We start from the raw sequence: 22,307 nt of genomic DNA on the forward strand, positions 1-22,307 counted from the left end.
GGCGTCAGCGCTTCTTCGGCGCCTTCCTCTTGACCGCCGGCGCCTTGAGCCCGTAGCCGACCTTGGTCCCGGCGAGGACCTGCACGCCCGCCGGGATCGTCTGGGACCTCACCTTGGCCTTCCTGGCCTTCGACCCGGTGGCCTTGCCCGCGGCGCAGCCGGCCTTGGTCAGCGCGGTCCTCGCGGCCGCGGCGGTCTTGCCCTTCAGCGAGGGGACCGTGCAGAGCTTCGGTCCCGGATCGCTCGGCACCTGCGGCGATCCCCCGCTCGCCGGCGGCGTCGTCACCGTGACGCCCACCGACGCCGAGTCGTTCTGGGGGTCGGTGTCGGTCACCGGCGTCCTCACGCTCACGCCGACCGTCCACGCGCCGGGGTTGGCGCCGCGGACCACGAGGTACACCTTGCGCGGATGGCCGGCCGCGATGTCGCCGACCGGGCAGACGTAGCCCGCCGGGCCGTTCTCGCAGTCGCCGCCCGGCGCCACGGCGGCGACGACGGCCAGGGCGCCGGGGACGCTCAGGGTCGCCGTCACGTCCGTGGCCTCGGCGTCGCTCGCGCTGATCGGCGCCGTGATCGTCGTCACGTCGTCCTGGGCGATCGTCGACTGCGCGACCGAGGCCCGGACCGACAGGTCGGTCGCGCACGGCCCGACGTGGATCGCCGGGTTGGACGGGCAGGAGTCCTGGGTCTCGTCGCCGTAGCCGTCGTGGTCGGCGTCGGGCTCGACGGTGGCGGACAGCGACACGCGGGACAGCCCGCTCGCGTCCGGGCTCGAGAGCGTCTGCCCCGAGGTCGGCGCGGTGGAGGCCGCGAACGTCGCGTAGCCCGCGACGGGGTCCGAGGCGGCGGCGGTCCCCGAGCCCGAGGGCACGAAGATGCCGAGCCGGTCGCCGGCCTCGACGGGAATGCGCGTGGACGCGGTCGCCAGCGTCATCGAGGCGGGCGCGGTCAGCGCCTGGGTGCCGACCACCGTGTACGACGCGGCCCCTCCCGGTCGGACGACGAGGAACGTCGTGGGGTTCGAGGTGGTCGCTGCCACCGAGGTGATCACGCCGCCGCCCGCTGGCACGGCGTACGACGCGTCGCTGGGGTCCGTGGCCTGGACGACGATGATCGGTCCGCCACCTGGGGCGCTGACGGGCGTCGTGGTGTCGCCGATCGTCGTCGCGCCGCGCGCCGGGGCGGCGACGGCGATCGACAGCAGCAGGCAGGCGGCAAAGAGGCTTCGCAGGCGGATCACGGCGGACATCCTCGCGATCGTCCGCGCTGCGCGCAACCACCGAATGCTCAGATCACATACGGAATGGACGGGCGGTCGAGTCGCACGTCAGTCCGCGCAGGGGATGAACCCCGCCGGACGCCGCATGGACCTGCGCAGCGACGCGAAGGCCACGGCGCCCAGCAGCAGCGGGATCCAGAACAGGATGATCCGGTAGGCCAACACCGCGGCGGTGGCGGTCGACGCGTCGGCGCCGTAGACGATCAGGGTCCCGATCAGCCCGCCGTCGATGCCGCCGATGCCGCCCGGGATCGGCAGCAGGCCGCCGAGCTGGCCGATCAGGTACCCCAACAAGATCACCGAGGCGCCGGGCGTGTCGCCGACGGCGCGAAAGCTCGCCCACAGCGCGAGGTTGTCCCAGGCCCAGTAGCCGACGATCCCGGCGATCAGCCACGGGTCCCTGCGCTTGAGCAGCACGCCGGCCTCGGCGGTGCCGGTCACCAGCGCGGCGCGCGTCGCCCGCCACAGCCGGCGCGCGCGGCCGTCGTCGGGTGCGGCCGGGCGGCCGGCCGGGATCCTCGGAACGGCGGCGATCGCCACGATCGCCAGCACCGACAGCGCGGCGGGCAGCAGCGTCAGCCAGACCGATTGCGATGGCCCAATGGCGCCGGCGAAAACCAGCATGCCGACGGCGGCCACGGCCACGAAGTTGATCGAGGACTTCAACAACAGGAACGCGACCGAGCGGCGCGCGATCGTCTCGGTCCGCATCCCCGCGCGCGACAGCACCCACGCGCCGAGCGCCACGCCCCCGGCGCCGGACGCGGGCACCAGCGAGCCCGTGCCGACCTCGCTCAGGCCCAGCTCGGTCGCCGACCGCCAGGTCATCAGCGAGCAGAACGTGGGTCGGAACATCAACACGTAGGACAAGGACGACAGGACCTCGAAGGCCACCGCGACGACGATCCAGCCGGGCGACGCGGCGCCCAGCCGGTCACGCACCTCGCCGAGGCCCGGCGCGAGCACCGCGACCGCCACGAGGACCGCCAGCGCGAGCGCGATCTGGACCGCCCGCCGCGCGAGCTTGCGCGCGTCCAGGCCCGCCGGCATGGGCTGGCCCGGCGCCGAGGGCGACACGGGCGGCGAGGTGGGCGGACCCTGGTCCACGCCTCCCAGCGTAGGCCCGGTGGCCCCCGCCCCGGACCGCGCGCGTTTGGCGGGCCGCGTGCGCGGCTAGGCAGGCCGGCGTGGTCGACCTTCCCGCCCGCCTCGCGCGGCTGCCCGCGACGACGCTCGACGACGGCCTGGTCGTCGTCGAGGCCGCGACGTCGCTGGCGCGCCTGCGTGGGCTGGCCGGGCTCGACGCGCTCCCCGACGCGGTCGGCCTGCACCTGCCGCGCACCCGCTCCGTGCACACCTTCGGCATGCGGTTCGCGCTCGACCTCGTCTGGCTGGCGCGCGACGGCAGCGTGCTGCGCGTGGACCGCGACGTGGGGCGCCGCTCCCACCGCGCCGCCCGGCGCGCGCGGTCGGTCGTCGAGGTGCGCGCCGGACGCGCCGACGCGTTCCTGCGGGCCGGGCTGTCAAGCTGGCGCCCGTGATCGGATCGTCTCCGCGCCGCCTGCTGACGGTCTTCGCCGCGGGGGCGGCGGTCGTCGTGCTCGCCTTCGTCGCGTTGGTGGCCCTCCACCACGACGACTCCTCCAGCGTCGACTGCGACACGTTCCGCGTCACGCCCGCGCTGTGGTCGAAGGCCGACTACGACCGCCGCGTCCAGCTGCTCGACGGGCTGCGGGACTGCCACCAGATCCAGGGCAGGTCCGACACCGACGTCGTCGCCACGCTCGGCCCGCCCGATCGCGACGGCCTCACCGAGATCGACTACGACCTGCCCTACGGCCGCGGCTCGACCGACCGCCAGGTCTGGCGCATCCACCTGGACGCCGACCACCGCGTCCGGAGCACGACGCTCGAGTCGCCGCAGTCAGGCACGCCATAGCGCCGTGGTCGCGGGCCCGGCCGACGGATCGCGGATCCGCTGCGGGTTGCGCCCGCCGCGCGCGAACGACGCGGTGTCGCCTCGACCAGCAGCCGGTAGGCGCGCTTGGTCCCGGCCGAGTCGCCGGTCGGCAGCAGCCAGTACGGATGGTCGTAGAGGATCGGGTCGATCTCCCGCGCGTCGACGAACGACGCGATCTCGATCGTCCGCGTCTTCTTCGGCGCGACCGCGTCCAGCTCGGCGTCGGTCAACACCACCGTCTTGCCGGAGTCCAGCTCGTACGCGTGGCCGATGTCCTCCAGCGCGACCTCCGCGTCCTCCTTGGCGCAGAAGCGCCGGACCTCGATCCGCGCGCCATCGGCCTCGCGGTACTCGTCGTGCAGCCGGCCCGGCTTGAAGTCCTCCGACAGCGACTCCACCGGCTTCTCGGCGAGGTCCAGCTCCTTCTGCTTCGGCGCGGCGCCGGCGCGCGGCGCGCGGCGCGTCGAGGTCCTTGCGCACCACCAGCTCGTCGGCGAAGCGCATCGTGTGCAGCGCCAGCACGCCCTCGTAGGCGCGGATCGCCACCACGTGCTCGCGCTGGTGGAACGTGAAGCGGCCGATCGCCGCGCGCCCGGTCTCCTCCAGCGCGTCGTGCAGGAGGCGGAACGCGTCGGCGCCCTCGTCGCGCGCGCCGTCCTCCAGGTGCACCGAGCGGGGAGCCATCGGGCGATGGCGTACCCACTCCGGCGCGCGCCCGTACATGGCCGGCGGTCGCCGTGCGCGGCCTCACGCGTCCCGGTGGTGGTCGACGACCTCGACGTTGTGGCCGTCGGGATCCAAGATGTAGGCCGCGTAGTAGCCGGGGTGGTACTGCGGGCGCTCGCCGGGCGCGCCGTTGTCGCGGTAGCCGGCGAGCGTGGCGTCGTCGTGGAAGCGGCGCACCTGCTCCTCGGTGCCGGGGAACGCGAAGTGCACGTGCTCGGTCACCGCCTCGCCGGCGGCGACGGGCACGAACGTCATCGACCCGCCGCGCTCCGGCGTGCGCGCGGTGATCTCGCCCGGCGTGCCGTCGTCGTACTCGTAGCCCACCGCGGGCTGGATCGACGTGTAGAACTTCGCGGCCGCGGCGAGATCCCGCGTGCGCAGCCACACGTGGTCGACGATCCCGTCGTGGCGCATGCGGCCGTAGTGGACGGCCTCGACGCTGTTGCCGTCCGGGTCGCGCAGGAACGCGCCGTAGTAGTCCTCCACGTACCGCGGGCGCTCGCCGGGCGCGCCGTCGTCGGCCAGGCCCGCGGCGCGGCCGGCCTCCCAGAACGCGTCGCACTGCTCGCGCGACGGCGCCACGAACCCGAGGTGCACGTTGCGCGTGACCGCGTGGGCCTCGTCGGCCTGGGCGATCGAGAAGTCGCGCCACTCGGCGAACGCGTGCGTGCTGTAGGTGACCTCGAGCCCGAGGGTCTCCAGCAGCTCGGCGTAGATCGCCTCGGAGGCGGCGCGGTCCGAGACGCGGATCGTGACGTGGTCGAACACGGAGCGGACGCTACCCGCTCGCGCGCGGGGTCCGGCCGACCGCGTCCACCGCCCGGGCCAGCGCGCGCCGCAGCCGCGCGCGCTCGGCCTCGGGCAGCGCGCCGAGCGCGTCGGCCTCCATCGCGCGGATCTCCCGCTGGACCCCGGCGCGGCGGGCCTCGCCCTCCGGCGTCAAGGCCACCACCTTCGCCCGCCGGTCCGCCGGGTCGGGCGCGCGCGTGATCAGCCCCGCGGCCTCCAGGCCGTCCAGCAGCGCGATCAGGCGCGTCTTGTCATAGCGGATGGCCCGGGCCAGCGCGAGCTGCGTGCCCGCGGGCGCGCGCGCCAGGTGCGACAGCACCACGTAGTCCCACATCGACAGCTCGTGCGCGTCGAGGATCGGGCGCTCGGCGTCGGCCAGGCGCCGGCCGAGCCGCGCGCAGAGCGCGGCGAGGTCCTGGTCGTCGGCGGGCACCGGCGAAGCATACGTCTTGCCATACGATAGGAGTCTGCATACGATCTGCGCATGCATACGATCTCCACCGTCCGCGCCGAGACCCGGACGCGATCGATCCCCGCGCCGCCCGAGGCCGTCTTCGCCGTCATCGCCGACGGCGCGCGCCTGCCGGAGTGGGCGCCCGCCTTCGCCTCGGCGGCCGAGCACGAGGGCGACGAGCGCTGGCTGATCACCAGCGGCGACGTCCGCTTCCCGGTCTCGCTGCGCGCCGACGCCGCCGCCGGGACGGCCGACCTGATCCGCCCCGGCGACACCCGCCGCGGCGCCTTCCTGCGCGTGACGCCCAACGGCGACGGCGCCGAGCTGGCCTTCACGCTGCTGCTCGGCGACCCCGCCTTCGACGACCCGGCCGTCCTCGACGCGCAGATGGCGACGGTCGAGGCCGAGCTGGAGGCGATCGGACACCTGGCGGCGGCCGAAGGCTAGCCTCCGCGCGGTGCTCTTCGCGGACCTGGCCACCACCTCGCTCGCCGTCGGCGCGACGCGCTCGCGCAAGCGCAAGGCCGAGCTGCTCGGCGAGGCGCTGCGCCGGCTGGACGCGGGTGAGGTCGAGCCGGGCGTCGCGTACCTCAGCGGCGAGCCGCGCCAGCGCCGCACCGGCGTCGGCTGGGCCGCGCTGCGGGATCTCCCGGAGCCGGCGGCGGACGCGTCGCTGACCGTCGGCGAGGTCGACGTCGCGCTGGAGCGGCTCTCGGAGATCTCGGGGGCCGGCTCGCAGGCGGCGCGGCGGGCGGCGCTGACCGACCTCTTCGCGCGCGCGACCGAGCCCGAGCAGGCGCTGCTGCGCGGCCTCCTGTCCGGCGAGATCCGCCAGGGCGCGCTGGCGGGCGTGATGGCCGACGCGGTCGCCGTCGCCACCGGGCTGCCGCGCGCCGCCGTCGACCGCGCGACGATGCTGCGCGGCGACGCGCGCGTGGTCGCCGAGGCCGCGCTGCGCGAGGGCGCCGCCGGGCTGGAGCGCTTCCACCTCCAGGTCGGCCGCCCGCTGAAGCCGATGCTCGCCTCGCCCGCGGCGTCGCTGGCCGAGGCGATGGAGAAGGCCGGCGAGGCCGTCGTCGACCACAAGCTCGACGGCGCGCGCATCCAGGTCCACCGCGACGGCGAGCGCGTCGTCGTCGCCTCGCGCTCGCTGGACGACCTGACCGACCGCCTGCCCGCGGTGGTGGCCGCCGTCCGCGCGCTGCCGGTCGAGCGCGTCGTGCTCGACGGCGAGGCGATCGCGCTGCGTCCCGACGGCCGCCCCGAGCCCTTCCAGGTGACCTCCTCGCGGATCGCCTCCGGCGCGCCCGGCGTCGTGCCGGTCTTCTTCGACATCCTGCACCTCGACGGCGAGGACCTCCTGGACGCGCCGCTGCGCCGCCGCGACGAGGCGCTGCGCGCCGCGGTCCCCGACGCCGCGCTGCGCGTCCCGCGCGTGGTCACCGCCGACGCGGACGTCGCCCAGCGGCACTTCGACGAGGCCTTGGCCGCCGGGCAGGAGGGCGTGGTCGTCAAGGCCATCGACTCGGTCTACGCCGCCGGCCGCCGCGGCGCGAGCTGGCTGAAGGTCAAGCCGCGCCACACGCTGGACCTGGTGGTGTTGGCCGCCGAGTGGGGCAACGGCCGGCGCAAGGGCTGGCTCTCCAACCTGCACCTCGGGGCGCGCGCGCCCGATGGCAAGGGCTATGTGATGCTCGGCAAGACCTTCAAGGGGCTGACCGACGAGCTGCTGGCCTGGCAGACCGAGCGCCTCCAGGAGCTGGCGGTCTCGACCGAGAAGGGCTACATCGTGCACGTCAAGCCCGAGTTGGTGGTGGAGATCGCCTTCGACGGCGTGCAGACCTCGCCGCGCTACCCGGGCGGCGTCGCGCTGCGCTTCGCGCGCGTGCTGCGCTACCGCCCCGACAAGACCGCCGCCGAGGCCGACGACCTCGCCGCGGTCCTCGCGCTGCGGGTGTGAAACCCGGACGTTCCCGAAGTTCCTCAAACCTTCACAAAACGCACCGGCTTCTGGTCCGGTCGACCGCTAAGGTTCGCTCGCAATGCCGGAGGAGTTCGAGCAATCGTCCCGCGAGCTCCGCGCGCGGCTGGCCCCGGTCGTGGAGCGCACGGTCGCGCGCCATCGCGACGCGTCGATCGAGCTGCGCGAGCCCGGCGCGCCGATGGGCGTCTGGTTCACGCTGTCCGACGAGGCCGGCGCGCCGCTGGTGCTCGTCTCCGCCCACGCGCGGGCGATCACGCTCCTGCTCGGCAAGCGCGGCTTCCTGCTCTCGCGCGACACCGCGTCGCTGCCGGAGGAGGCCGTGCTGACGTGGCTGGAGGACGTGCTGGACGCGGCGCTGGGCGGCGGCCTGGAGGTCGACGGCGACCACGCCACGCTGCGCACTCGCGGCGGCGCGCTGACGCTGCGCTGAGGGCGTCGGAACGCCGAGGGCGCGCCACCGGGCCTGGTACCTTCGGGCGCGCCGTGTCATCGCCCGCTGACTTACCCTCCCCGCTCGCGGCATGAGCGAGGGATCGCCCACCGCCCGGCGTCGTGACGCCGCGGCCACGCGCCAGGCGCTGCTGGACGCCGCCCGCGAGCTGTTCGACGCCCATGGCTTCCGCGGCACGACCGTCCGCGCGATCGGCGAGCGCGCCGGCGTCGACCAGGCGCTGATCGCCCGCTACTTCGGCGGCAAGGCCGAGCTGTACCAGGCGGTGCTCGACCAGGATCGCCTCTCGGTCGAGCCCACGCCGTCCGCGTCCGCGACCGCCGCCGCGGCGGCGGCCGAGCCGCCCGCGGAGCGCCGCTCGCCGCGCCACGTGATCGACGCGATGCTGCGGCGCGTCGACGAGCACGGCGTCGGGCCGGTCCTGCGCGCGCTGAGCGACCCGGACACGGACGCCGCCACCCGCGACGAGCTGGGCGGGCGGCTGCGCGCCTACGTCACCGCGCCGCTGGAGACGTGGCTGCGCGAGGCCGGCGTGGTCGACCCGGGCCTGCGCGCCGAGGTCGTCGTCGCGGCGTTGTTGGGGGTGATGATCACGCGCGCCACCGGCGGGCTGCCGCGCGTGGCCGCGGCCGACCGCGAGGCGCTGGCCGCGGTGCTGGAGGAGCTGCTGGGCTAGCGGCGTGCGGCGCCGCGGCGCGGCGCGGCGGCGTCAGCGGATCTCGGTCGGCGGGTCGACCGGGGTGGGCGGCGGGCCCAGCTCGCGCAGCTCGTCGGGCAGCAGCGGCAGGTCCAAGAGCGACAACTTCAGGCGCTGGCGCTCCTCGTGGGCCGCGGCGTCGAGGCGGACGACGAGCCCGGCGTCCGAGCGCCAGCGGACGTCGATGCCGTCGCCGGGGCCGAGGCGGTCGCACACCGCGCCGTCGATCTCCAGCGCGGGCCGCCCGGCGTCGGAGAGCAGGTCGAGGCGCAGCTCCTCCTGCGGGCAGAGGAACAGCGGGCGGCTGATGCCGGACTGCGGCGAGGCGGGCGTGACGAGCATCCCGGCGGCGGCGGGCGAGATGACCGGGCCGCCGGCGGCGTAGGAGTAGGCGGTCGAGCCGGTCGGCGTCGCGACGATCAGCGCGTCGCAGCGGTAGTAGCCGTAGCGGCGGCGGTCGACGGCCATCGAGGCCTGCACCCAGCCGCTGCCCGGCACGCGCGAGATCGCCACGTCGTTGAACGCGGTCGCGGTGCCTCCGTCGCCGTAGCGGATCTCCAGGCAGCTGTGGGGCTCGATCGTAAAGTTGTCGTCGTTGAGGCGCTCCAGCGCCTGGGGCAGCTCGTCGGGCCCGACCTCGGCCAGGAACCCCAAGTTCCCCATGTTGACCCCGAGCACCGGCACCGGCGCGCGGGCCACGAGCCGCAGCGCGCCGAGCATCGTGCCGTCGCCGCCGAGGCTGATGAGGCCGTCGGCCTGCGCGGCGAACGTCTCGTCGTCGGCGACGACCCGGAGGCCGTCGATCGCCGCCCGCGGGGCGTCGGCGCCGCGCACCAGCACCTCGCAGTCGTGGGCCGAGGCCCAGTCCAGGATCGATCGGACCTGGGCCGAGGTGTCGCGCACGGGATGGAGGACCAGGCCGATGCGGAGGAGCGCCATGGCGATCAGACGGTAGCGGGCGGCCCGTCCGCCGATGGGTTGACAACGCTGTCAACCATGGCTTAGCCTGCCTTGACATGAATGTAAAGGTAGAGGGAAGGCGATCGTGGGACGTGCTGGCGCTGCTGGTCGTGGCGCAGTTCATGGTCGTCCTGGACATCGCGATCGTGAACGTGGCGCTGCCGTCGATCGGACGGTCGCTGTCGTTCGCGCCCGGCGACCTCGCGTGGGTCGTCACCGCGTACGTGCTGGCCAGCGGCGGGCTGCTGCTGGTGGGCGGGCGCCTGGCCGACGTCGTCGGGCGCCGTACGACGTTCCTGATGGGGTTGGTCGGCTTCTCGTGCGCGTCGCTGGCCTGCGGCCTGGCGCCGTCGGCGGGCTCGTTGATCGGCGCGCGCGCCGCGCAGGGCGCGAGCGCGGCGCTGATGACGCCCAGCGCGCTGGCGATCCTGACGACGACCTACCCGGGCGAGCAGCGCGCGCGGGCGCTGGCGGTCTGGGGCGCGGTGGCCAGCGCCGGGATCGGCGTCGGCGCGGTCGCCGGCGGGATGCTCACGTCGTGGCTGAGCTGGGAGTGGGTGTTCTGGGTCAACGTGCCGGTGGGGCTGACCGCGGCGCTGCTGGCGCCGCGCGTGATCCCGAGCCCGGGCCGCGCCGGCGGCCTCGACGCCGCCCGGCCCGGCGGCGTGCGCGACCTCGACCTGCCCGGCGCCGCCACGTCGGTCGCCGGCCTGGTCGCGTTGGTGTACGCCATCTCCGGCGCGGCCGACCACGGCTGGCTGGCCGCGCGCACGCTGGTCGTCGGCGCGGTGGGCCTCGCGCTGCTCGGCGTCTTCGCGGCGGTCGAGCGCCGCGCGTCGCGCCCGCTGCTGGCCCCGGCGGTCTGGCGCGTCCCGGCGCTGGCGCCCGGAGCGGTCGCGATGCTCGGCGGGACCGGCCTGATCGCCGGGACGTTCTTCCTGCTGTCGGTCGAGCTGCAGGGCGCGCTGGGCTGGTCGGCGATCGACACCGGCCTCGGGCTGCTGCCGCTGGTCGCGGCGATCGGCGCCGGCGTGCACCTGACCTCGCACGCGATCGGCCACGCCGGCTCGCGCGTGCTGATCGCGGGCGGGCTGACGGTCGCGGCGGTCGGCGCGGCGCTGTGCGCGTCGGCCCCGGGCGCGGCCGACGTCTCCTACGCGGCCGACGTCCTGCCCGGGATGCTCGCGCTCGGCGTCGGCTTCGGCGTCACGCTGCCCGCCGTGCAGATCGCGGCGATGAGCGGCGTCGGCCACCACGGCGCCGGGGCGGCGTCGGGGCTGATGTCGACCGCGCACGAGATCGGCGCGGCGCTCGGCGTGGCGGTGCTGTCCTCGGCCGCGGGCACGGCGTTCGCGTTCGGGCACGCGATGGTCGTCGCCGCGGCGATCGCGGGCGCCCTGGCCGTGCTGGCGCTCGTCGCCGCGCCCGCCGTGAGGCCCGCGCCCGGGGTGCGCGTCGCCGCCCACTGAGTACGGTGGGATCCGTGCCGAGCACCGACCACCGCCGGGCGACCGCCGAGCGCAACGCCGCGGCGATCCTCGACGCCGCCGAGGGCCTGCTGACGCGCGGGGCCCCGTCGTCGATGTCGGCGGTGGCGGCCGCGGCCGGCGTCTCCCGCGTCACGCTGTACGCGCACTTCCCGACGCGGGAGGCGCTGGTCGAGGGCGTCGTCACGCGCGTCATCGACCGCGCGAAGGCGGCCCTGGAGGACGCGCGGCTGGACCAGGGCCCCGCGCTGGAGGCCCTCGACCGGCTGACCGCGATCGCGTGGGACCACCTCGACCGCGGCGGCGGGATCGCGCGCGGCGCCGCCGACGTGCTGACGCCCGCCGCGATGGACCGGGCCCACCGGGCGCTGCACGAGCCGATCGGCGCGCTCATCGCCCGCGGGCAGGCGTCCGGCGAGTTCCGCGATGACCTGACCGTGGGCTGGCTGCTGGCGACCTACTTCGCGCTGATGCACGCCGCCGGCGACCAGCTGCGCGCCGGCGCGCTGGCCTCCGAGGACGCGGTCGGCGTGCTGCAGCCGACGCTGCGCTCGGTGTTCCGGAAGGTGTAGGCCTAGGCCAACGCCTACGCCTACGCGCCGACGGTCAGGCGGTAGTCCTGACCGGTCATCAGGATCGGGTCGCCGACCATCTGCATCAGGCGCGAGTAGGTGCGCTCGCCGATGTGGTCGGCCAGCGCGTCGGGCTTGAGCGCCTGGCCGAAGGGCGTGTCGGAGGTGAAGACGATCGCCTTGTTGTGCTCGTAGCGGCGGTTGACGATCGTGTACAGCTGCTCCAGCACCCAGTCGTTGGGGCGGGGGACGCTGACGTCCTCCAGGTGCAGCAGCTCGACGTGCGTGACCGCGTCGATGATCTGGCGCGTCGTCGGCTGCGCGTCGGGCTTGTAGGAGTCGCGCAGCTCGTTGAGCAGGTCGGTGGTGTTGCGCGTCAGCACGCTCAGGCCGGCCGCGCGCGCCTGCTGGGCGACGTAGTAGGCCAGCGTCGTCTTGCCCGTGCCCTTGTTGCCCAGCAGCCAGAGGCCGCGGCCCTGCCGGACGTTGTCGCCGACGCGCTCGGCGAAGCGGCGCACGTGCGTGGCCGCCGCCGTGTGGCGCTCGGCGATCCCGCTCAGCGGCAGGCTCGACCAGTCGAGGTCCTGGAAGCGCGGCGGCGCGTAGCGGCCGACCGAGGCCTCCATGTCGCCGTGCGCGCGGCGGCGCAGGCGCTCCTCGCGGCAGGAGCACGGATAGGCCTGGCGGGTGACCTCGTCGAAGAGGAAGCCGTTGGCGTCGCAGCCGTTGGGGCAGTCGAAGTCGGGGTCGAGCATCGCGGTCCTCAGGTGACGGTAGCGGCGGGGGACGGGGTGGCGGCGGGCGGGCGGCGGGCGGGCAGCGGCTCGCCGGCGGCGCACGCGAGCCGGTGGAAGGTCTCCGGCGACAGCGCCTCCTGGAGGTGCTCCAGCGGCCAGCCGGTCGAGACGATCACGGTGGACTTGAGGTGCTCGTAGCGGCCGATCGCGATCAGCTCGAGCTGCTCGGAGAGCCAGTCGCGCTGCCACGGCGCGGCGCGCCGCAGGACCTGGTGGTCGAGGCCGACGAGCACGACGAGGTCGGCGGTGCGCAGCGCGTCCAGGCGCTCGCGGTAGCCGCCGTGGCGGGAGAGGTGCACGAGGCTGCGGTACAGCGAGGACAGCGAGTAGAGCGCGACGCCGCGGCCGGCGTGGTGGGCGGCGCGGGCGATCGCGGCGGCCGACGACCCGGCGGCGGTCTCGGCGACCTTGCGGACCTCCATCAGGCTCAGCTCGCCGCCGGCGCGCGAGGCCTGCTCGCGGTGGCGCTGGTCGGTGAGCGCGTCGGCGTCCAGCAGGCGGCCGGCGCGCGCGGCGGCCGCCTCGAACTCGGCCTGCGTGCGCGGCGGGCGCGCGTCCTCGTCGAGGGCGTCGGCGGCCACGCGGCGGTCCCACCCGGCGACCGTCATCCACAGGCCGCGACCGGCGTCGAGCTGGGCGTCGACGTCGGCGGTCCAGCGCGCGACGACCGGCACGAGCGCCGGGTGCAGCTCGGGGTGCAGGGAGGACGCCAGCCCGTAGTTGAGGATCTCGGTCGTGATCCGACCGCCCAGGCGCCGGTCGCGGTTGCGCGCGATGCGCAGCGGGCGGCAGCGGCACGGGCGGCTCTCGCGCGTGGCCGGGTCGACGATCCAGCCCGAGCCGTCGCAGTGCTCGCCGCCGTCGTCCAGGACGCCCTTGCGCCGGCGCTTGGGGTGGAAGTCGCAGACCTGCTCGTCGTCGGGCGCCGCCGGCCCCTGCGGCGCGGCCGGGCGCAGGAACACGAAGCGGGAGCCGTCGGGCGCCGGGGCCCGCGCGGGCTTGGGCGTGTCGGCGGCCGCGCGCCGGCCCGCCGGGGTCAGGACGACGCGCGCGGGGTCGGCGTGGTCGAGCAGGCGGACGAGGCCCCGCTGGGCGAGCCGATCGGCCACGACGCCGACGACGCGCTCGTCGAGCCCCGCCCGCTCGGCGACGCCGGGGACCGGCAGCTCGCGCGCGCCGAGCCCGAGCTTCAGGCCGTCGACGTCGAGCTCGGCGACCGCGGCGAGGACCCAGGCGTCCAGCTCGCGGTCATGGCGGTCGGGCTCGGGCACGGCCCCCGATCGTAGAAGGGGCCGTGGTCGGGTCGGACGCGGAAGTGCCGGAGTTTGCGAGGTGCGGTCGCGAGCAAGTGCTCGGACAACGTCGGTCACAAAGTTCGTCGTCGTGCGTTTGTCACAACTTCGCGCCTCGTGGCCCTAATGCTCCGAATGCGTGGCCAGGGAGGAAACGGGTGACGACGCGGAGTGGATCGCGGCTACCGGCCGGCCGCCGCGCGCTTGGCGGTCTCGCGGACGATGCGCTGCACCTTCGGGCGCATCGTGTCCAGCAGCTTCTGCATCTGCGCGCGCGCCTCGTCGTCGAGCGGGACAGGCTGCGGGTACCCGTTCTCGCCGGTGGGCAGGGTCAGCACGCCGCACAGCTTCTGCAGGCCGACGAGCGGGTCGTTGATCTCCGCCTCGTTGACGGGGACCAACGCGTAGAAGTGCTCGACCGCGCCGCGCACGCGCCCCTCCTCGGCGAGCTCCACGACCCCCGCCGCCAGCAGCGTGCGCACGTGGTAGGCGATCGACCCCAAGGTGTTGCCGGTGACCTCCGCCAGCCGCGTCGGGCTGATCGGCTGTCCGTAGCTGCGCATCGCGTCCACGATCTGGTCGCGCGCCGGATGAGGGCGCAGGGTCTTGCGTCGCTTCTGCTGCTCGCGTGCCGAGGCCATGCGTTTCAAGCTCCTGTCGTTGGGAAATGCTGAGCGAGCGCGTGGACGTCGTGTCCGATCAGGCCGCCCGCATGCTGGCGGAGCTCCGCCATCCGGTGCGGCTGCCGATCCTCCTGGCGCTCGAAGAGCGTCCACGGAGTGCATCCGAGCTGGCCGACGAGCTCTCCGAGCCCTTCGACCGGGTCAACCACGCGATGCGGGCGCTCTCCGCCGCGGGGCTGATCGAGTTGGTGCGGCAGGAGCCCGCCGAGGCGTCCCCGAACCTGCTGCGACGCGTGTTCGCGTCCAAGTACCGCGGCTGGCCGACGTTGGTCGCGACGCTCGAGGCGATCGTCGCCACGGCCGGCGAGCCGGCCGCCGACTAGCGGGCCGCCGCCTTCAGGCACGCGCGCAGTCCCCCGAGGGTGACCCGGCGGCCGCGCGAGATGCCGGCCATCATCGTGGAGTAGATCTCCGGCGAGATCGCCTTCATGCTCGCCAGCGCCATCGCGACCTTGTCGTGGTGGCTGATCGCCACGCCGTCCGGCGCCGCGAAGCGGACCTCGCTGGTCGAGTACTCGCCCGAGGGGTTGCCGCGCGTCGCGGTGATCATCAGCCGGACCTCGGGGACCACGGCGGCGCCGCGGCCGTCGCCGTCCAACGCGGAGGTGAAGGCGCGGACGGCCGCCTCGCGCGCCGCGACGACCGCCGCCTCCAGCCGAGCGTCCGGATCGTCGGGCCGGACGGCCGAGGCCTCCTCCTGCGGTGCCGGAGGAGGCGTGAGGCGATCGGATGGGTGAGGCGGGGTGAGCGACATGACGTCCCGGGTCGCGGTGGTGCCGCGATGTTGACGATGTGACGAGTGGCGCGCCACTGTAACGACACTCACTGCTGTGTGCAATGACCGCGCTGAAAGAAATTCCAGTTCTGGTCCGCGCAAAGGCCCCGCCGCGCCGTCCAAAGGGCTGAGGAATCGACGGCGCGGCTGGGCGCTCCACGGGCCCGGAACGGACCGATTCCAGCGCTCGAGACACGGCGGCGAGCCGAAGATCACGCGGCGCCGGAGCGAAGTTGGCGCGCCGGCCTTGGCGAGGGGTCCTCGGGCCGACGCGCCACAAATGCACCGTTTTGGTGAGAGTTGACGGTCAACGCTTCAGCGTGACCGTGAGGCGGTCGCTGCCGGCGACGATCGTGAGCTTCACCGTCTTGGCCTTGCGCAGCGCGCGCTTGCCGGCCTTGGTGACCTTGACCTTCACCTTGGCCGTGCCGCTCTTGGAGGCCTTGGCCGAGCCCTGGGCGACGACCTTGGCGCCGCGCTTGGCCGAGACCGACACCTTGGCGTTGGCCTTGCGACCGCTGACCGTGACGGTCAGGCCGCTCTTGAGGAACGTCTTCAGCGTGGGCTTGCCCGAGAGCTTCAGGCGCTCGGCCGCCTTGGAGCCGCCCTTGTCGCCGTTCTTGGGCGGGGTGCCGGGCGTCTGGCCGGGACCCGGCGTGACGCCCGCGCGGATGACCGTCTCGCAGTCGGCGGCGACGACGTCGATCGCGTCCGCCTTGACCGTGTCGTTGCCCGGGCCGCAGGAGATCGTGTCGACCTCGCCGTCGACGGCGTCGATCGTGTCGTTGGCCGAGCCGGGCGAGATGTCGCAGTGCAGCTCGTTGCAGCGGCTGTCGCGGTCGCCCATGATCGTGTCCCGGCCGGGGCCGCCGACGATCGTGTCGTTGCCGTAGCCGCCGGTGATCGTGTCGTCGCCCGGCCCGCCGTCGATGACGTCGTCGCGGTCGGTGCCCTTGAGCTGGTCGTTGCCGCCCTTGCCGAACAGCTCGGCGCGGTTGCCGACCTCGGAGGCCGAGGCGACGTCGTCGCCGTCGGTGCCGATGAAGCGCAGCGACCCGTAGGACTCGACGACCTCCATGTTGATGACGTTGTCGCCCTCGCCGGGGAAGCCGTCGTCGGCGACGCCGTCGAGCGTGACCGTGACGAGCTGCTCGGTCGCGGGGTCGCCGCGCATCCAGTCGACGATCGTGTCGCGGCCGGGGCCGCCATCGATCACGTCGGGGCTGTCGTGCTCCATCGGGTCCGAGGAGATCGTGTCGTCGCCCTCGCCGCCGCGCAGGATGTCGGCGCCCGCGCCGCCGCTGAGCCTGTCGTTGCCGGGGCCGCCGTCGATCTCGTCGTCGCCGTCGAGGCCGTCGATCTCGTCGTTGCCGGGGCCTCCGTAGACGACCTCGGAGCCGTAGCCCTCGGCGAAGTCGTTGCCCGCGCCGAGGTCGTAGCGCCCGTACTTGGCGGGGGCGCCGGTGAGGTAGGAGTGGACCCGGTCGTCGCCGCCGGCGAGGTTGCCGACGACGCCGCCGCTGCCCGCGTGGCACGTGACGCTGCCGGGATCGCCGGTGCAGCCGGCGCCCGGGGCCACCGAGCCGCCGAACGTGAGCTGGCCGCCGTCGTAGTGGACGTCGATCTCCTCGGGCGCGTCCGTGCCGTTGATGGTCGCGGTCGTGCCGTCGGAGGTGACGGTGGCGGCCGACGCCACGCCGGGGAGCGCGAGCAGGCCCGCGCTCGCCAGCGCGAGCAGCGCCGCGCGAGGGGAGATGGAGGAGGGGGAGAGCATGGTCGCGACAGGCTGTCGCGCCATGGCTGGGGGCGCATCAGGGGGTCCCCCAATGAGGCGGCTGGTGGGGTGGCCCGTACCCGAACCGGCGCGAAAGGCGGGCGCCGGTAAAGCGTCCCTTAGTTACAAGGGGCCTCCCGTGGTGCGTCCCAGGGCCTTCGGGGGGCGGGCCGCGCTCGGCCCGCCTCCCGGGCGGTCAGCGGGTCCGCCAGACGGTGTCGGCGTCGCCGACCTCGGCGGCGGCCGCCTGGGAGACGGCGGCGCGGGCCTCGGCGCCGACGCCGACGATCGTGTCGTAGCCCTCGGCGGCCAGGCGGGTGGCCTGAGCCTGGGCGTCGAGGGCGCCGGAGGCGCGGCGGACGGTCACGACGGCCGTCGCGGTGGCGCCGCCGGAGGGTCCGGTCGCCGCGTCGACGGCCGCCGGCGTGGCGTCGGCGCCCGCCAGGACGGCGGTGCGGGCCGGGGCGGGGGCGGTCGTCCGGTCCCGCGAGGCGGCCGTCCCGGCGCAGCCCGCGACGACCAGCGCGAGCAGCGCGCCGCGGGCCAGAAGGCCGGTGGAGCGGGGGAGGGGGAGAGGAGTCATACGTACAACGGTACTACGTATGACTACCCATCGCCAGGCGGGCTCCGCAAGCGCGCGCCCGACGCGTCGCGGCGCGGCGTGGTGTGATCCGGGCATCGCCCCGAACGCTCGTCAGCCCCAGCCGGTCTCCGGTGCCGCCTCGTCGCGCTCGCGCAAGGTCACGAGCGTCGACGTGGCCAAGCGGGCCGGCGTCTCGCAGACGACCGTGTCGCTCGTGCTCTCCGGCAAGGGCCCCGGGCGCGTCTCGGAGGCCACGCAGGACGCGGTCCGCGCCGCGGCCAAGGAGCTGGGCTACCGCCCCAACGCCGCGGCGCGCGCGCTGCGCAGCGGCACGGCGTCGGCGGTCGGGCTGGTCGTCCGCGACGTCACGCACCCGTTCTTCGGGCGCACGCTGCGCGGCGCCCAGCGCGCCGCGCGCGAGGCCGGCCACGTCGTCGTCCTCATCGACGACAACTACGGCGCGGAGGGCCGGGACAGCTCGGCGGTCGCGCTGGCCGAGGGCGCGATCGACGGCTTCCTGTTCTTCGCCGCCAAGGTGCCGCGCGCGCTGCGCGAGCCCGGCAGCCGCCCGGTCGTGATCGTCGAGTACGAGCAGCCGCGGATCCCGTTCGTGCGCCTGGACGTCGAGACCGGCGCCGACGCGGCGCTCGCCCACCTCCAGCAGCTCGGCCACCGCGAGATCGGCTACCTGCGGTCCCGGGCCGGCGGCCAGACGTTCGACCGCCGCCGCGCGCGGTGGGCCGCCCACCTCGGCCGGCTCGGGATCGACCCCGAGGCGATGGTCGTCGGCGAGGCCGACTTCGACGCGCCGAGCGCGATGGCCGAGGCGCGACGGCTGCTGGAGCGCCCGGACCGTCCCGGCGCGTTCTTCGCCGACGACGACCTGCTGGCCTCCGGCCTGGTCGCCGCCGCCCGCGAGCTCGGGCTGCGCGTCCCCCAGGACGTCGCGGTCGTCGGCTTCGACGACCTCGACGTCGCCCGGCTGCTGGACATCACCAGCGTGCGCTTCGACGCCGAGGCCCTCGGCGCCGCCGCCTTCGGCCTCCTGCTCGCGCGCCTGCGGGGCAAGCGCCCCAGGAACGTCGTCCTGCCGTCCGAGCTGGTCGTCCGGGGGTCCACGGCCGGATAGGTTCTCGGCATGTCCCACGAGATGCCGAGCACCGTCGCGGACCTCGTCCGCCGCAGCGCCCGCCGCCGGCCGACCCGGACCGCGCTCGTGTTCGGCGAGCGCCGCTGGACCTACGAGGAGCTGGACGCCGCCACCGCCCGCGTCGCGGGCCGCCTGCTGGAGGCCGGCTTCGCCCACGGCGACCGCGTCGCCGCGCTGGGCACGAACTCCGACGCCTACCTGCTGCTGTACCTCGGCTGCGCCCGCGCCGGGCTCGTGCACGTGCCCGTCAAGTACAACCTGGTCGGGGGCGAGCTGGCCTACATCGTCACGCAGTCGGGCGCGACCGGGCTGTTCGCCGACCCGGCGCTGATGGCGGCCGTCGAGGCGATCGCCGACGACCTCGGCGACGTGCGGCGCATCGGCACGCTGCGCGACGGCGCCGACGGCCAGGACGACGTCCTGCGATGGGCGCTGACCGGCGAGGTGCCGGACCTCGACGACGTCGTCGTCAAGGACGACGACCTGGTTCAGCTGCTGTACACGTCGGGCACGACCGCCGCGCCGAAGGGCGCGATGATGACCCACCGCGCGTTCGTCCACGAGTACGTCTCGTGCGTCGTGGCGCTCGACATGCGCGCCGACGACGTCCCACTGCACCCGCTGCCGCTCTACCACTCGGCGCAGATGCACGCGTTCCTGATGCCCTACCTGATGCTCGGCGCGACCAACCACGTCGTCGAGAAGCCCGACCCGGCCGACATCCTGGCCCGCGTCGAGCGCGACGGCATCTCCGCGCTGTTCGCGCCGCCGACCGTCTGGATCGCGATCAGCGAGCACCCGGACTTCGCCACGCGCGACCTGAGCGCGCTGCGGAAGGCCTACTACGGCGCGTCGATCATGCCCGTGCCGGTGCTGCAGCGGCTGCGCGGCGCGCTGGACGGCGTCGGGTTCTACAACGCCTTCGGGCAGTCGGAGATCGCGCCGCTGGCGACCGTCCTGCGTCCCGAGGAGCACGACGCGCGGCCCGACTCCGCCGGGCGCCCGGTGCTGTTCGTGGAGGTCAAGGTGATCGACGACGACGGGCAGGCGATCGAGGGCGCCGGACAGGGCGAGGTCCTCTACCGCTCGCCGCAGCTGTGCACGGGCTACTGGGACAAGCCCGAGGAGACCGAGGAGGCCTTCGCCGGCGGCTGGTTCCACTCCGGCGATCTCGTCCGGATCGACGAGGAGGGCTACCTCTTCGTCGTCGATCGCGTCAAGGACGTCATCAACACCGGCGGCGTCCTGGTCGCCAGCCGCGAGGTCGAGGAGGCGCTGTACACGCACCCGGCGGTCGCCGAGGTCGCGGTGATCGGCACGCCGCACGAGCGCTGGATCGAGGCGATCACCGCGATCGTCGTCACCCGCGCGCCGGCGACCGAGGACGAGCTGCTCGCGCACGCCCGCGAGCGCCTGGCGCCGTTCAAGCTGCCCAAGTCGGTGCACTTCGTCGACGAGCTGCCCAAGAACCCGTCGGGCAAGCTCCTCAAGCGCGAGCTGCGCGAGGAGTTCGGCGGCGGCAGCGGCTCGGCGGTGGGGCGCTAGCGGCGTCACGACCCGCGCGCGGTAGTCGGGATTTCCGGAGGGCGGGGACGCGGGTGCCCCGCATGGTGTGGTGGGCGGCGCGGGGCGAACATGGTGGACATGGCCACCACGACCCTCTCCTCCTCCCCGACCGCCCCGATCGAGCCGAGCGGCCGCCGGCTCGGCGCCTACGCCGTGACCGCCGGGCGCGACGCGACCTACCTCCTCGTCGGGCTCCCCGCCGGCGTGGTCACGTTCACCGTGCTGGTCACCGGGCTCTCGCTCGCGGGCGGCCTGGCGATCACGCTGCTGGGCATCCCCGTCCTGCTCGCCACGCTCTACGCCGCGCGCGGGATGGGCGACGCCGAGCGTTGGCGGGCTTCGCAGGCCGGCATGCCGGTGAGCCGCACCCGCCGCCCCTGGACCGGCGGCCCGATCGCCCGCACGAAGGCCGCGGCGACCGACCTCGGCGCCTGGCGCGACGCGCTCTGGGGGCTGCTGATGCTCCCGATCGGCATCGCGGGCTTCACGATCGCGGTCACCGCCTGGTCGACGGCGCTGGGCCTGCTGACCTCGCCGGCCTGGTACTGGTCGCTGCCCGACAACGACGACCAGCCCAACGCGACGCTCGAGTTCCTCAACGCGCACAGCCTGGGCGCCAACGTCGCGCGCGCGGCGGCCGGCCTGGTGCTCGTCCCCGTCGCGTACTACGTCTGCCGGGTGACGGCCGCGGCGACGCTGCACGCCGCGCGGGCCATCTTGCAGCACTAGGAGCGCGATCCGGCGTGGGTGGCCGCCGCCGTCGGGACAGCGGCGACCACCACGCCTTCCTCGGATCCTCTCCCGATCCGTCTTGGGCGGCCCTAGTGGGCCAGCACCGGCTCGGCGGCCGGGTCGACCTGGCGCGCGCCGGAGCGCAGCAGCGCGGTGCAGACCACGGCGGCCACCGCGAAGATCGCGGCCGACCAGTAGAACGCGGTCGTGTAGCCGTGGACCGCGGCCTGGGCGACGACGTCGGCCGTCGGGCGGCCCGCGTCGGCGATCGCGCTGGTCGTCGCGCTGGCGGCCAGCGTGGACAGCAGCGCCGTCCCGATCGAGCCGCCGACCTGCTGCATGACGTTGACCATCGCGGAGGCCACACCGGCGTCGCCCGGGTCGACGCCGAGCGTCGCGCCGGAGATCGCCGGGGCGAACACGTTGCCCATGCCCGCGCCCATGATGATCAGGCCCGGCAGCACGTGCGTCCAGTAGGAGCTGTGCAGGCCGATGCCGGTCAGGTAGAGCATGCCGACCGCGCCGAGCGTCAGGCCGACGCCGATCAGCGGACGCGGGCCGACGCGCGGCAGCAGCTGGGTCTGGCCGACGGTCGCGGTCACCATGATCACCGCCGACATCGGCAGGAACGCCAGGCCGGACTGGATCGGCGTGAAGCCGAGCGTCTGCTGGAGGTAGAACGTCAGGAACAGGAACACGCCGAACATCGCGATCGCCGACAGGCCCATCGCGAGGTACGAGCCACCGCGGTCGCGGTCCAGGACCACGCGCAGCGGCATCAGCGGGTGGGCGACGACGCGCTCGATCGCGACGAACGCGATCAGCAGGACGAGGCCGGCGGCCAGGAAGCCGATCGTGGTCGCGTCGCCCCAGCTGGACTGCTCGGCGTGCGAGAAGCCGTACACCAGGGCGAACAGGCCGGCCGACGCGGTCAGCGTGCCGGGGATGTCGAGCTTGGGCTTGTCGGGGTGCGCCTGGTTGACCATGTAGGTGAACGCGCCGAACGCCGCGACGGCCGCGAAGACGAGGTTCACGTACAGGCACCAGCGCCAGTCGAGGGCCTCGGTGAGCACGCCGCCGAGCAGCAGGCCGACCGCGGCGCCGGAGCCGGCGATCGCGCCGAAGACGCCGAAGGCCTTGTTGCGCTCGGACGGGTCGGTGAACGTCGTGGCCAGCAGCGACAGCGCGGCGGGCGCGAGCAGCGCGCCGAACACGCCCTGGGCGGCGCGGGCGGCCACGAGCATGCCGAACGACTGGGCGGCGCCGCCGACGGCGGACGCGACCGCGAAGCCGATGAGACCGGTGATGAACACCCACTTGCGGCCGAAGAGGTCGCCGATGCGGCCGCCGAGCAGCAGCAGGGATCCGAAGGCGAGGGCGTAGGCGGTGACGATCCACTGGCGGTCGGAGTCGCCGAAGCCGAGGTCGTGCTGGGCGCTGGGCAGCGCGATGTTCACGATCGTGGCGTCGAGGACGACCATGAGCTGGGCCATGCCGAGGATCGCGAGGATCAGCCAGCGGCGATCGTGATGAGGGTCTGCGTGGGTCATGGAAGGGGAGTGGGGAGAGGAGTGGCAGTTCAGAAGCGGAGATGCT

General features: G+C 74.7%; 25 protein-coding genes and 1 pseudogene. 12 read left to right on the plus strand and 14 right to left on the minus strand.

Annotated elements, in window-relative coordinates; translation table 11 throughout:
* Positions 1–4 precede the first annotated feature (4 nt).
* A complete protein-coding gene (locus tag VFG42_RS22490) occupies positions 5–1,249 on the minus strand; it encodes a PASTA domain-containing protein (protein ID WP_324911060.1) in 1,245 nt (414 codons plus the stop codon).
* Between the two features lie 78 nt (positions 1,250–1,327).
* Complete coding sequence (locus VFG42_RS22495; RefSeq protein ID WP_324911061.1) at positions 1,328–2,386, minus strand: flippase-like domain-containing protein; 1,059 nt, start codon at positions 2,384–2,386, stop codon at positions 1,328–1,330.
* A gap of 80 nt (positions 2,387–2,466) precedes the next feature.
* Between VFG42_RS22495 and VFG42_RS22500 the strand changes: the two genes are divergently transcribed.
* On the plus strand, positions 2,467–2,820 hold the full coding sequence (locus VFG42_RS22500; RefSeq protein WP_324911062.1) for a DUF192 domain-containing protein: 354 nt from the start codon (positions 2,467–2,469) through the stop codon (positions 2,818–2,820).
* Positions 2,817–3,218 carry a hypothetical protein gene (locus VFG42_RS22505; protein WP_324911063.1) on the plus strand — a complete coding sequence of 134 codons (402 nt, stop codon included), beginning with the start codon at positions 2,817–2,819 and terminating at the stop codon, positions 3,216–3,218. Before VFG42_RS22500 ends, VFG42_RS22505 begins: the two co-directional genes overlap by 4 nt.
* Here the strand turns inward: VFG42_RS22505 and VFG42_RS22510 are convergent.
* The 4 genes and pseudogenes from VFG42_RS22510 to VFG42_RS22520 all read right to left on the minus strand — a co-directional run bounded on the left by VFG42_RS22510 (position 3,113) and on the right by VFG42_RS22520 (position 5,187).
* Complete coding sequence (locus VFG42_RS22510) at positions 3,113–3,637, minus strand: Ku protein (protein WP_324911064.1); 525 nt, start codon at positions 3,635–3,637, stop codon at positions 3,113–3,115. The genes VFG42_RS22505 and VFG42_RS22510 overlap by 106 nt on opposite strands.
* A gap of 94 nt (positions 3,638–3,731) precedes the next feature.
* Positions 3,732–3,962, minus strand: a pseudogene (locus VFG42_RS27580) (Ku protein); the annotation flags it as partial.
* A 24-nt stretch (positions 3,963–3,986) separates the two neighbouring features.
* On the minus strand, positions 3,987–4,733 hold the full coding sequence (locus VFG42_RS22515; protein ID WP_324911065.1) for a VOC family protein: 747 nt from the start codon (positions 4,731–4,733) through the stop codon (positions 3,987–3,989).
* Between the two features lie 10 nt (positions 4,734–4,743).
* Positions 4,744–5,187: a MarR family winged helix-turn-helix transcriptional regulator gene (locus VFG42_RS22520; RefSeq protein ID WP_324911066.1), complete on the minus strand. Its 444-nt coding sequence runs from the start codon at positions 5,185–5,187 to the stop codon at positions 4,744–4,746.
* Between the two features lie 51 nt (positions 5,188–5,238).
* On the opposite strand from VFG42_RS22520, the gene VFG42_RS22525 reads away from it, so the two are divergent.
* The 4 genes from VFG42_RS22525 to VFG42_RS22540 all read left to right on the plus strand — a co-directional run bounded on the left by VFG42_RS22525 (position 5,239) and on the right by VFG42_RS22540 (position 8,319).
* A complete protein-coding gene (locus VFG42_RS22525; protein ID WP_324911067.1) occupies positions 5,239–5,655 on the plus strand; it encodes an SRPBCC family protein in 417 nt (138 codons plus the stop codon).
* Between the two features lie 10 nt (positions 5,656–5,665).
* Positions 5,666–7,168 (plus strand): ATP-dependent DNA ligase, encoded by a 1,503-nt coding sequence (locus tag VFG42_RS22530; protein ID WP_324911068.1) that lies wholly within the window; start codon positions 5,666–5,668, stop codon positions 7,166–7,168.
* Between the two features lie 82 nt (positions 7,169–7,250).
* A complete protein-coding gene (locus VFG42_RS22535) occupies positions 7,251–7,622 on the plus strand; it encodes a hypothetical protein (protein ID WP_324911069.1) in 372 nt (123 codons plus the stop codon).
* 91 nt (positions 7,623–7,713) lie between these two features.
* The gene (locus tag VFG42_RS22540; RefSeq protein ID WP_324911070.1) at positions 7,714–8,319 is read left to right on the plus strand and encodes a helix-turn-helix domain-containing protein; all 606 of its coding nucleotides are present in this window, start codon (positions 7,714–7,716) and stop codon (positions 8,317–8,319) included.
* Between the two features lie 33 nt (positions 8,320–8,352).
* Here VFG42_RS22540 and VFG42_RS22545 read toward each other — a convergent pair whose 3' ends face one another.
* On the minus strand, positions 8,353–9,279 hold the full coding sequence (locus VFG42_RS22545; RefSeq protein WP_324911071.1) for an NAD(+)/NADH kinase: 927 nt from the start codon (positions 9,277–9,279) through the stop codon (positions 8,353–8,355).
* Positions 9,280–9,392: 113 nt separating this feature from the next.
* Here VFG42_RS22545 and VFG42_RS22550 point away from each other — a divergent pair, with 113 nt between their 5' ends.
* Together VFG42_RS22550 and VFG42_RS22555 are read left to right on the plus strand one after the other, a co-directional pair.
* Complete coding sequence (locus VFG42_RS22550; RefSeq protein WP_324911072.1) at positions 9,393–10,769, plus strand: MFS transporter; 1,377 nt, start codon at positions 9,393–9,395, stop codon at positions 10,767–10,769.
* Between the two features lie 14 nt (positions 10,770–10,783).
* Entirely contained in the window at positions 10,784–11,359 is a 576-nt protein-coding gene (locus VFG42_RS22555) for a TetR/AcrR family transcriptional regulator (RefSeq protein WP_324911073.1), read from the plus strand.
* A 20-nt stretch (positions 11,360–11,379) separates the two neighbouring features.
* Here the strand turns inward: VFG42_RS22555 and VFG42_RS22560 are convergent, their stop codons facing one another.
* The 3 genes from VFG42_RS22560 to VFG42_RS22570 form a co-directional block, all read right to left on the minus strand.
* Positions 11,380–12,114 carry an ATP-binding protein gene (locus VFG42_RS22560; RefSeq protein WP_324911074.1) on the minus strand — a complete coding sequence of 245 codons (735 nt, stop codon included), beginning with the start codon at positions 12,112–12,114 and terminating at the stop codon, positions 11,380–11,382.
* Positions 12,115–12,122: 8 nt separating this feature from the next.
* Complete coding sequence (locus VFG42_RS22565) at positions 12,123–13,427, minus strand: hypothetical protein (protein ID WP_324911075.1); 1,305 nt, start codon at positions 13,425–13,427, stop codon at positions 12,123–12,125.
* 203 nt (positions 13,428–13,630) lie between these two features.
* The gene (locus VFG42_RS22570) at positions 13,631–14,089 is read right to left on the minus strand and encodes a hypothetical protein (RefSeq protein WP_324911076.1); all 459 of its coding nucleotides are present in this window, start codon (positions 14,087–14,089) and stop codon (positions 13,631–13,633) included.
* Between the two features lie 41 nt (positions 14,090–14,130).
* Between VFG42_RS22570 and VFG42_RS22575 the strand changes: the two genes are divergently transcribed.
* A complete protein-coding gene (locus VFG42_RS22575; RefSeq protein ID WP_324911077.1) occupies positions 14,131–14,454 on the plus strand; it encodes a winged helix-turn-helix domain-containing protein in 324 nt (107 codons plus the stop codon).
* Here the strand turns inward: VFG42_RS22575 and VFG42_RS22580 are convergent.
* The 3 genes from VFG42_RS22580 to VFG42_RS22590 form a co-directional block, all read right to left on the minus strand.
* On the minus strand, positions 14,451–14,885 hold the full coding sequence (locus VFG42_RS22580) for a hypothetical protein (RefSeq protein WP_324911078.1): 435 nt from the start codon (positions 14,883–14,885) through the stop codon (positions 14,451–14,453). The genes VFG42_RS22575 and VFG42_RS22580 overlap by 4 nt on opposite strands.
* A 328-nt stretch (positions 14,886–15,213) precedes the next feature.
* The gene (locus tag VFG42_RS22585; RefSeq protein WP_324911079.1) at positions 15,214–16,680 is read right to left on the minus strand and encodes a hypothetical protein; all 1,467 of its coding nucleotides are present in this window, start codon (positions 16,678–16,680) and stop codon (positions 15,214–15,216) included.
* Positions 16,681–16,876: 196 nt separating this feature from the next.
* Positions 16,877–17,263, minus strand: a complete 387-nt coding sequence (locus VFG42_RS22590; protein ID WP_324911080.1) for a hypothetical protein — start codon at positions 17,261–17,263, stop codon at positions 16,877–16,879.
* A 172-nt stretch (positions 17,264–17,435) separates the two neighbouring features.
* On the opposite strand from VFG42_RS22590, the gene VFG42_RS22595 reads away from it, so the two are divergent.
* From VFG42_RS22595 to VFG42_RS22605, 3 genes are all read left to right on the plus strand, one after another.
* A complete protein-coding gene (locus VFG42_RS22595; protein ID WP_324911081.1) occupies positions 17,436–18,392 on the plus strand; it encodes a LacI family DNA-binding transcriptional regulator in 957 nt (318 codons plus the stop codon).
* Positions 18,393–18,401: 9 nt separating this feature from the next.
* Positions 18,402–19,958 (plus strand): fatty acyl-CoA synthetase, encoded by a 1,557-nt coding sequence (locus VFG42_RS22600; protein ID WP_324911082.1) that lies wholly within the window; start codon positions 18,402–18,404, stop codon positions 19,956–19,958.
* 99 nt (positions 19,959–20,057) lie between these two features.
* Complete coding sequence (locus VFG42_RS22605) at positions 20,058–20,708, plus strand: sensor domain-containing protein (RefSeq protein WP_324911083.1); 651 nt, start codon at positions 20,058–20,060, stop codon at positions 20,706–20,708.
* A 92-nt stretch (positions 20,709–20,800) separates the two neighbouring features.
* Here VFG42_RS22605 and VFG42_RS22610 read toward each other — a convergent pair whose 3' ends face one another.
* A complete protein-coding gene (locus VFG42_RS22610; protein WP_324911084.1) occupies positions 20,801–22,261 on the minus strand; it encodes an MFS transporter in 1,461 nt (486 codons plus the stop codon).
* Between the last annotated feature and the right edge of the window lie 46 nt (positions 22,262–22,307).

Origin of the sequence: Baekduia sp., assembly GCF_035685985.1 — a bacterium.
GTDB lineage: Bacteria > Actinomycetota > Thermoleophilia > Solirubrobacterales > Solirubrobacteraceae > Baekduia.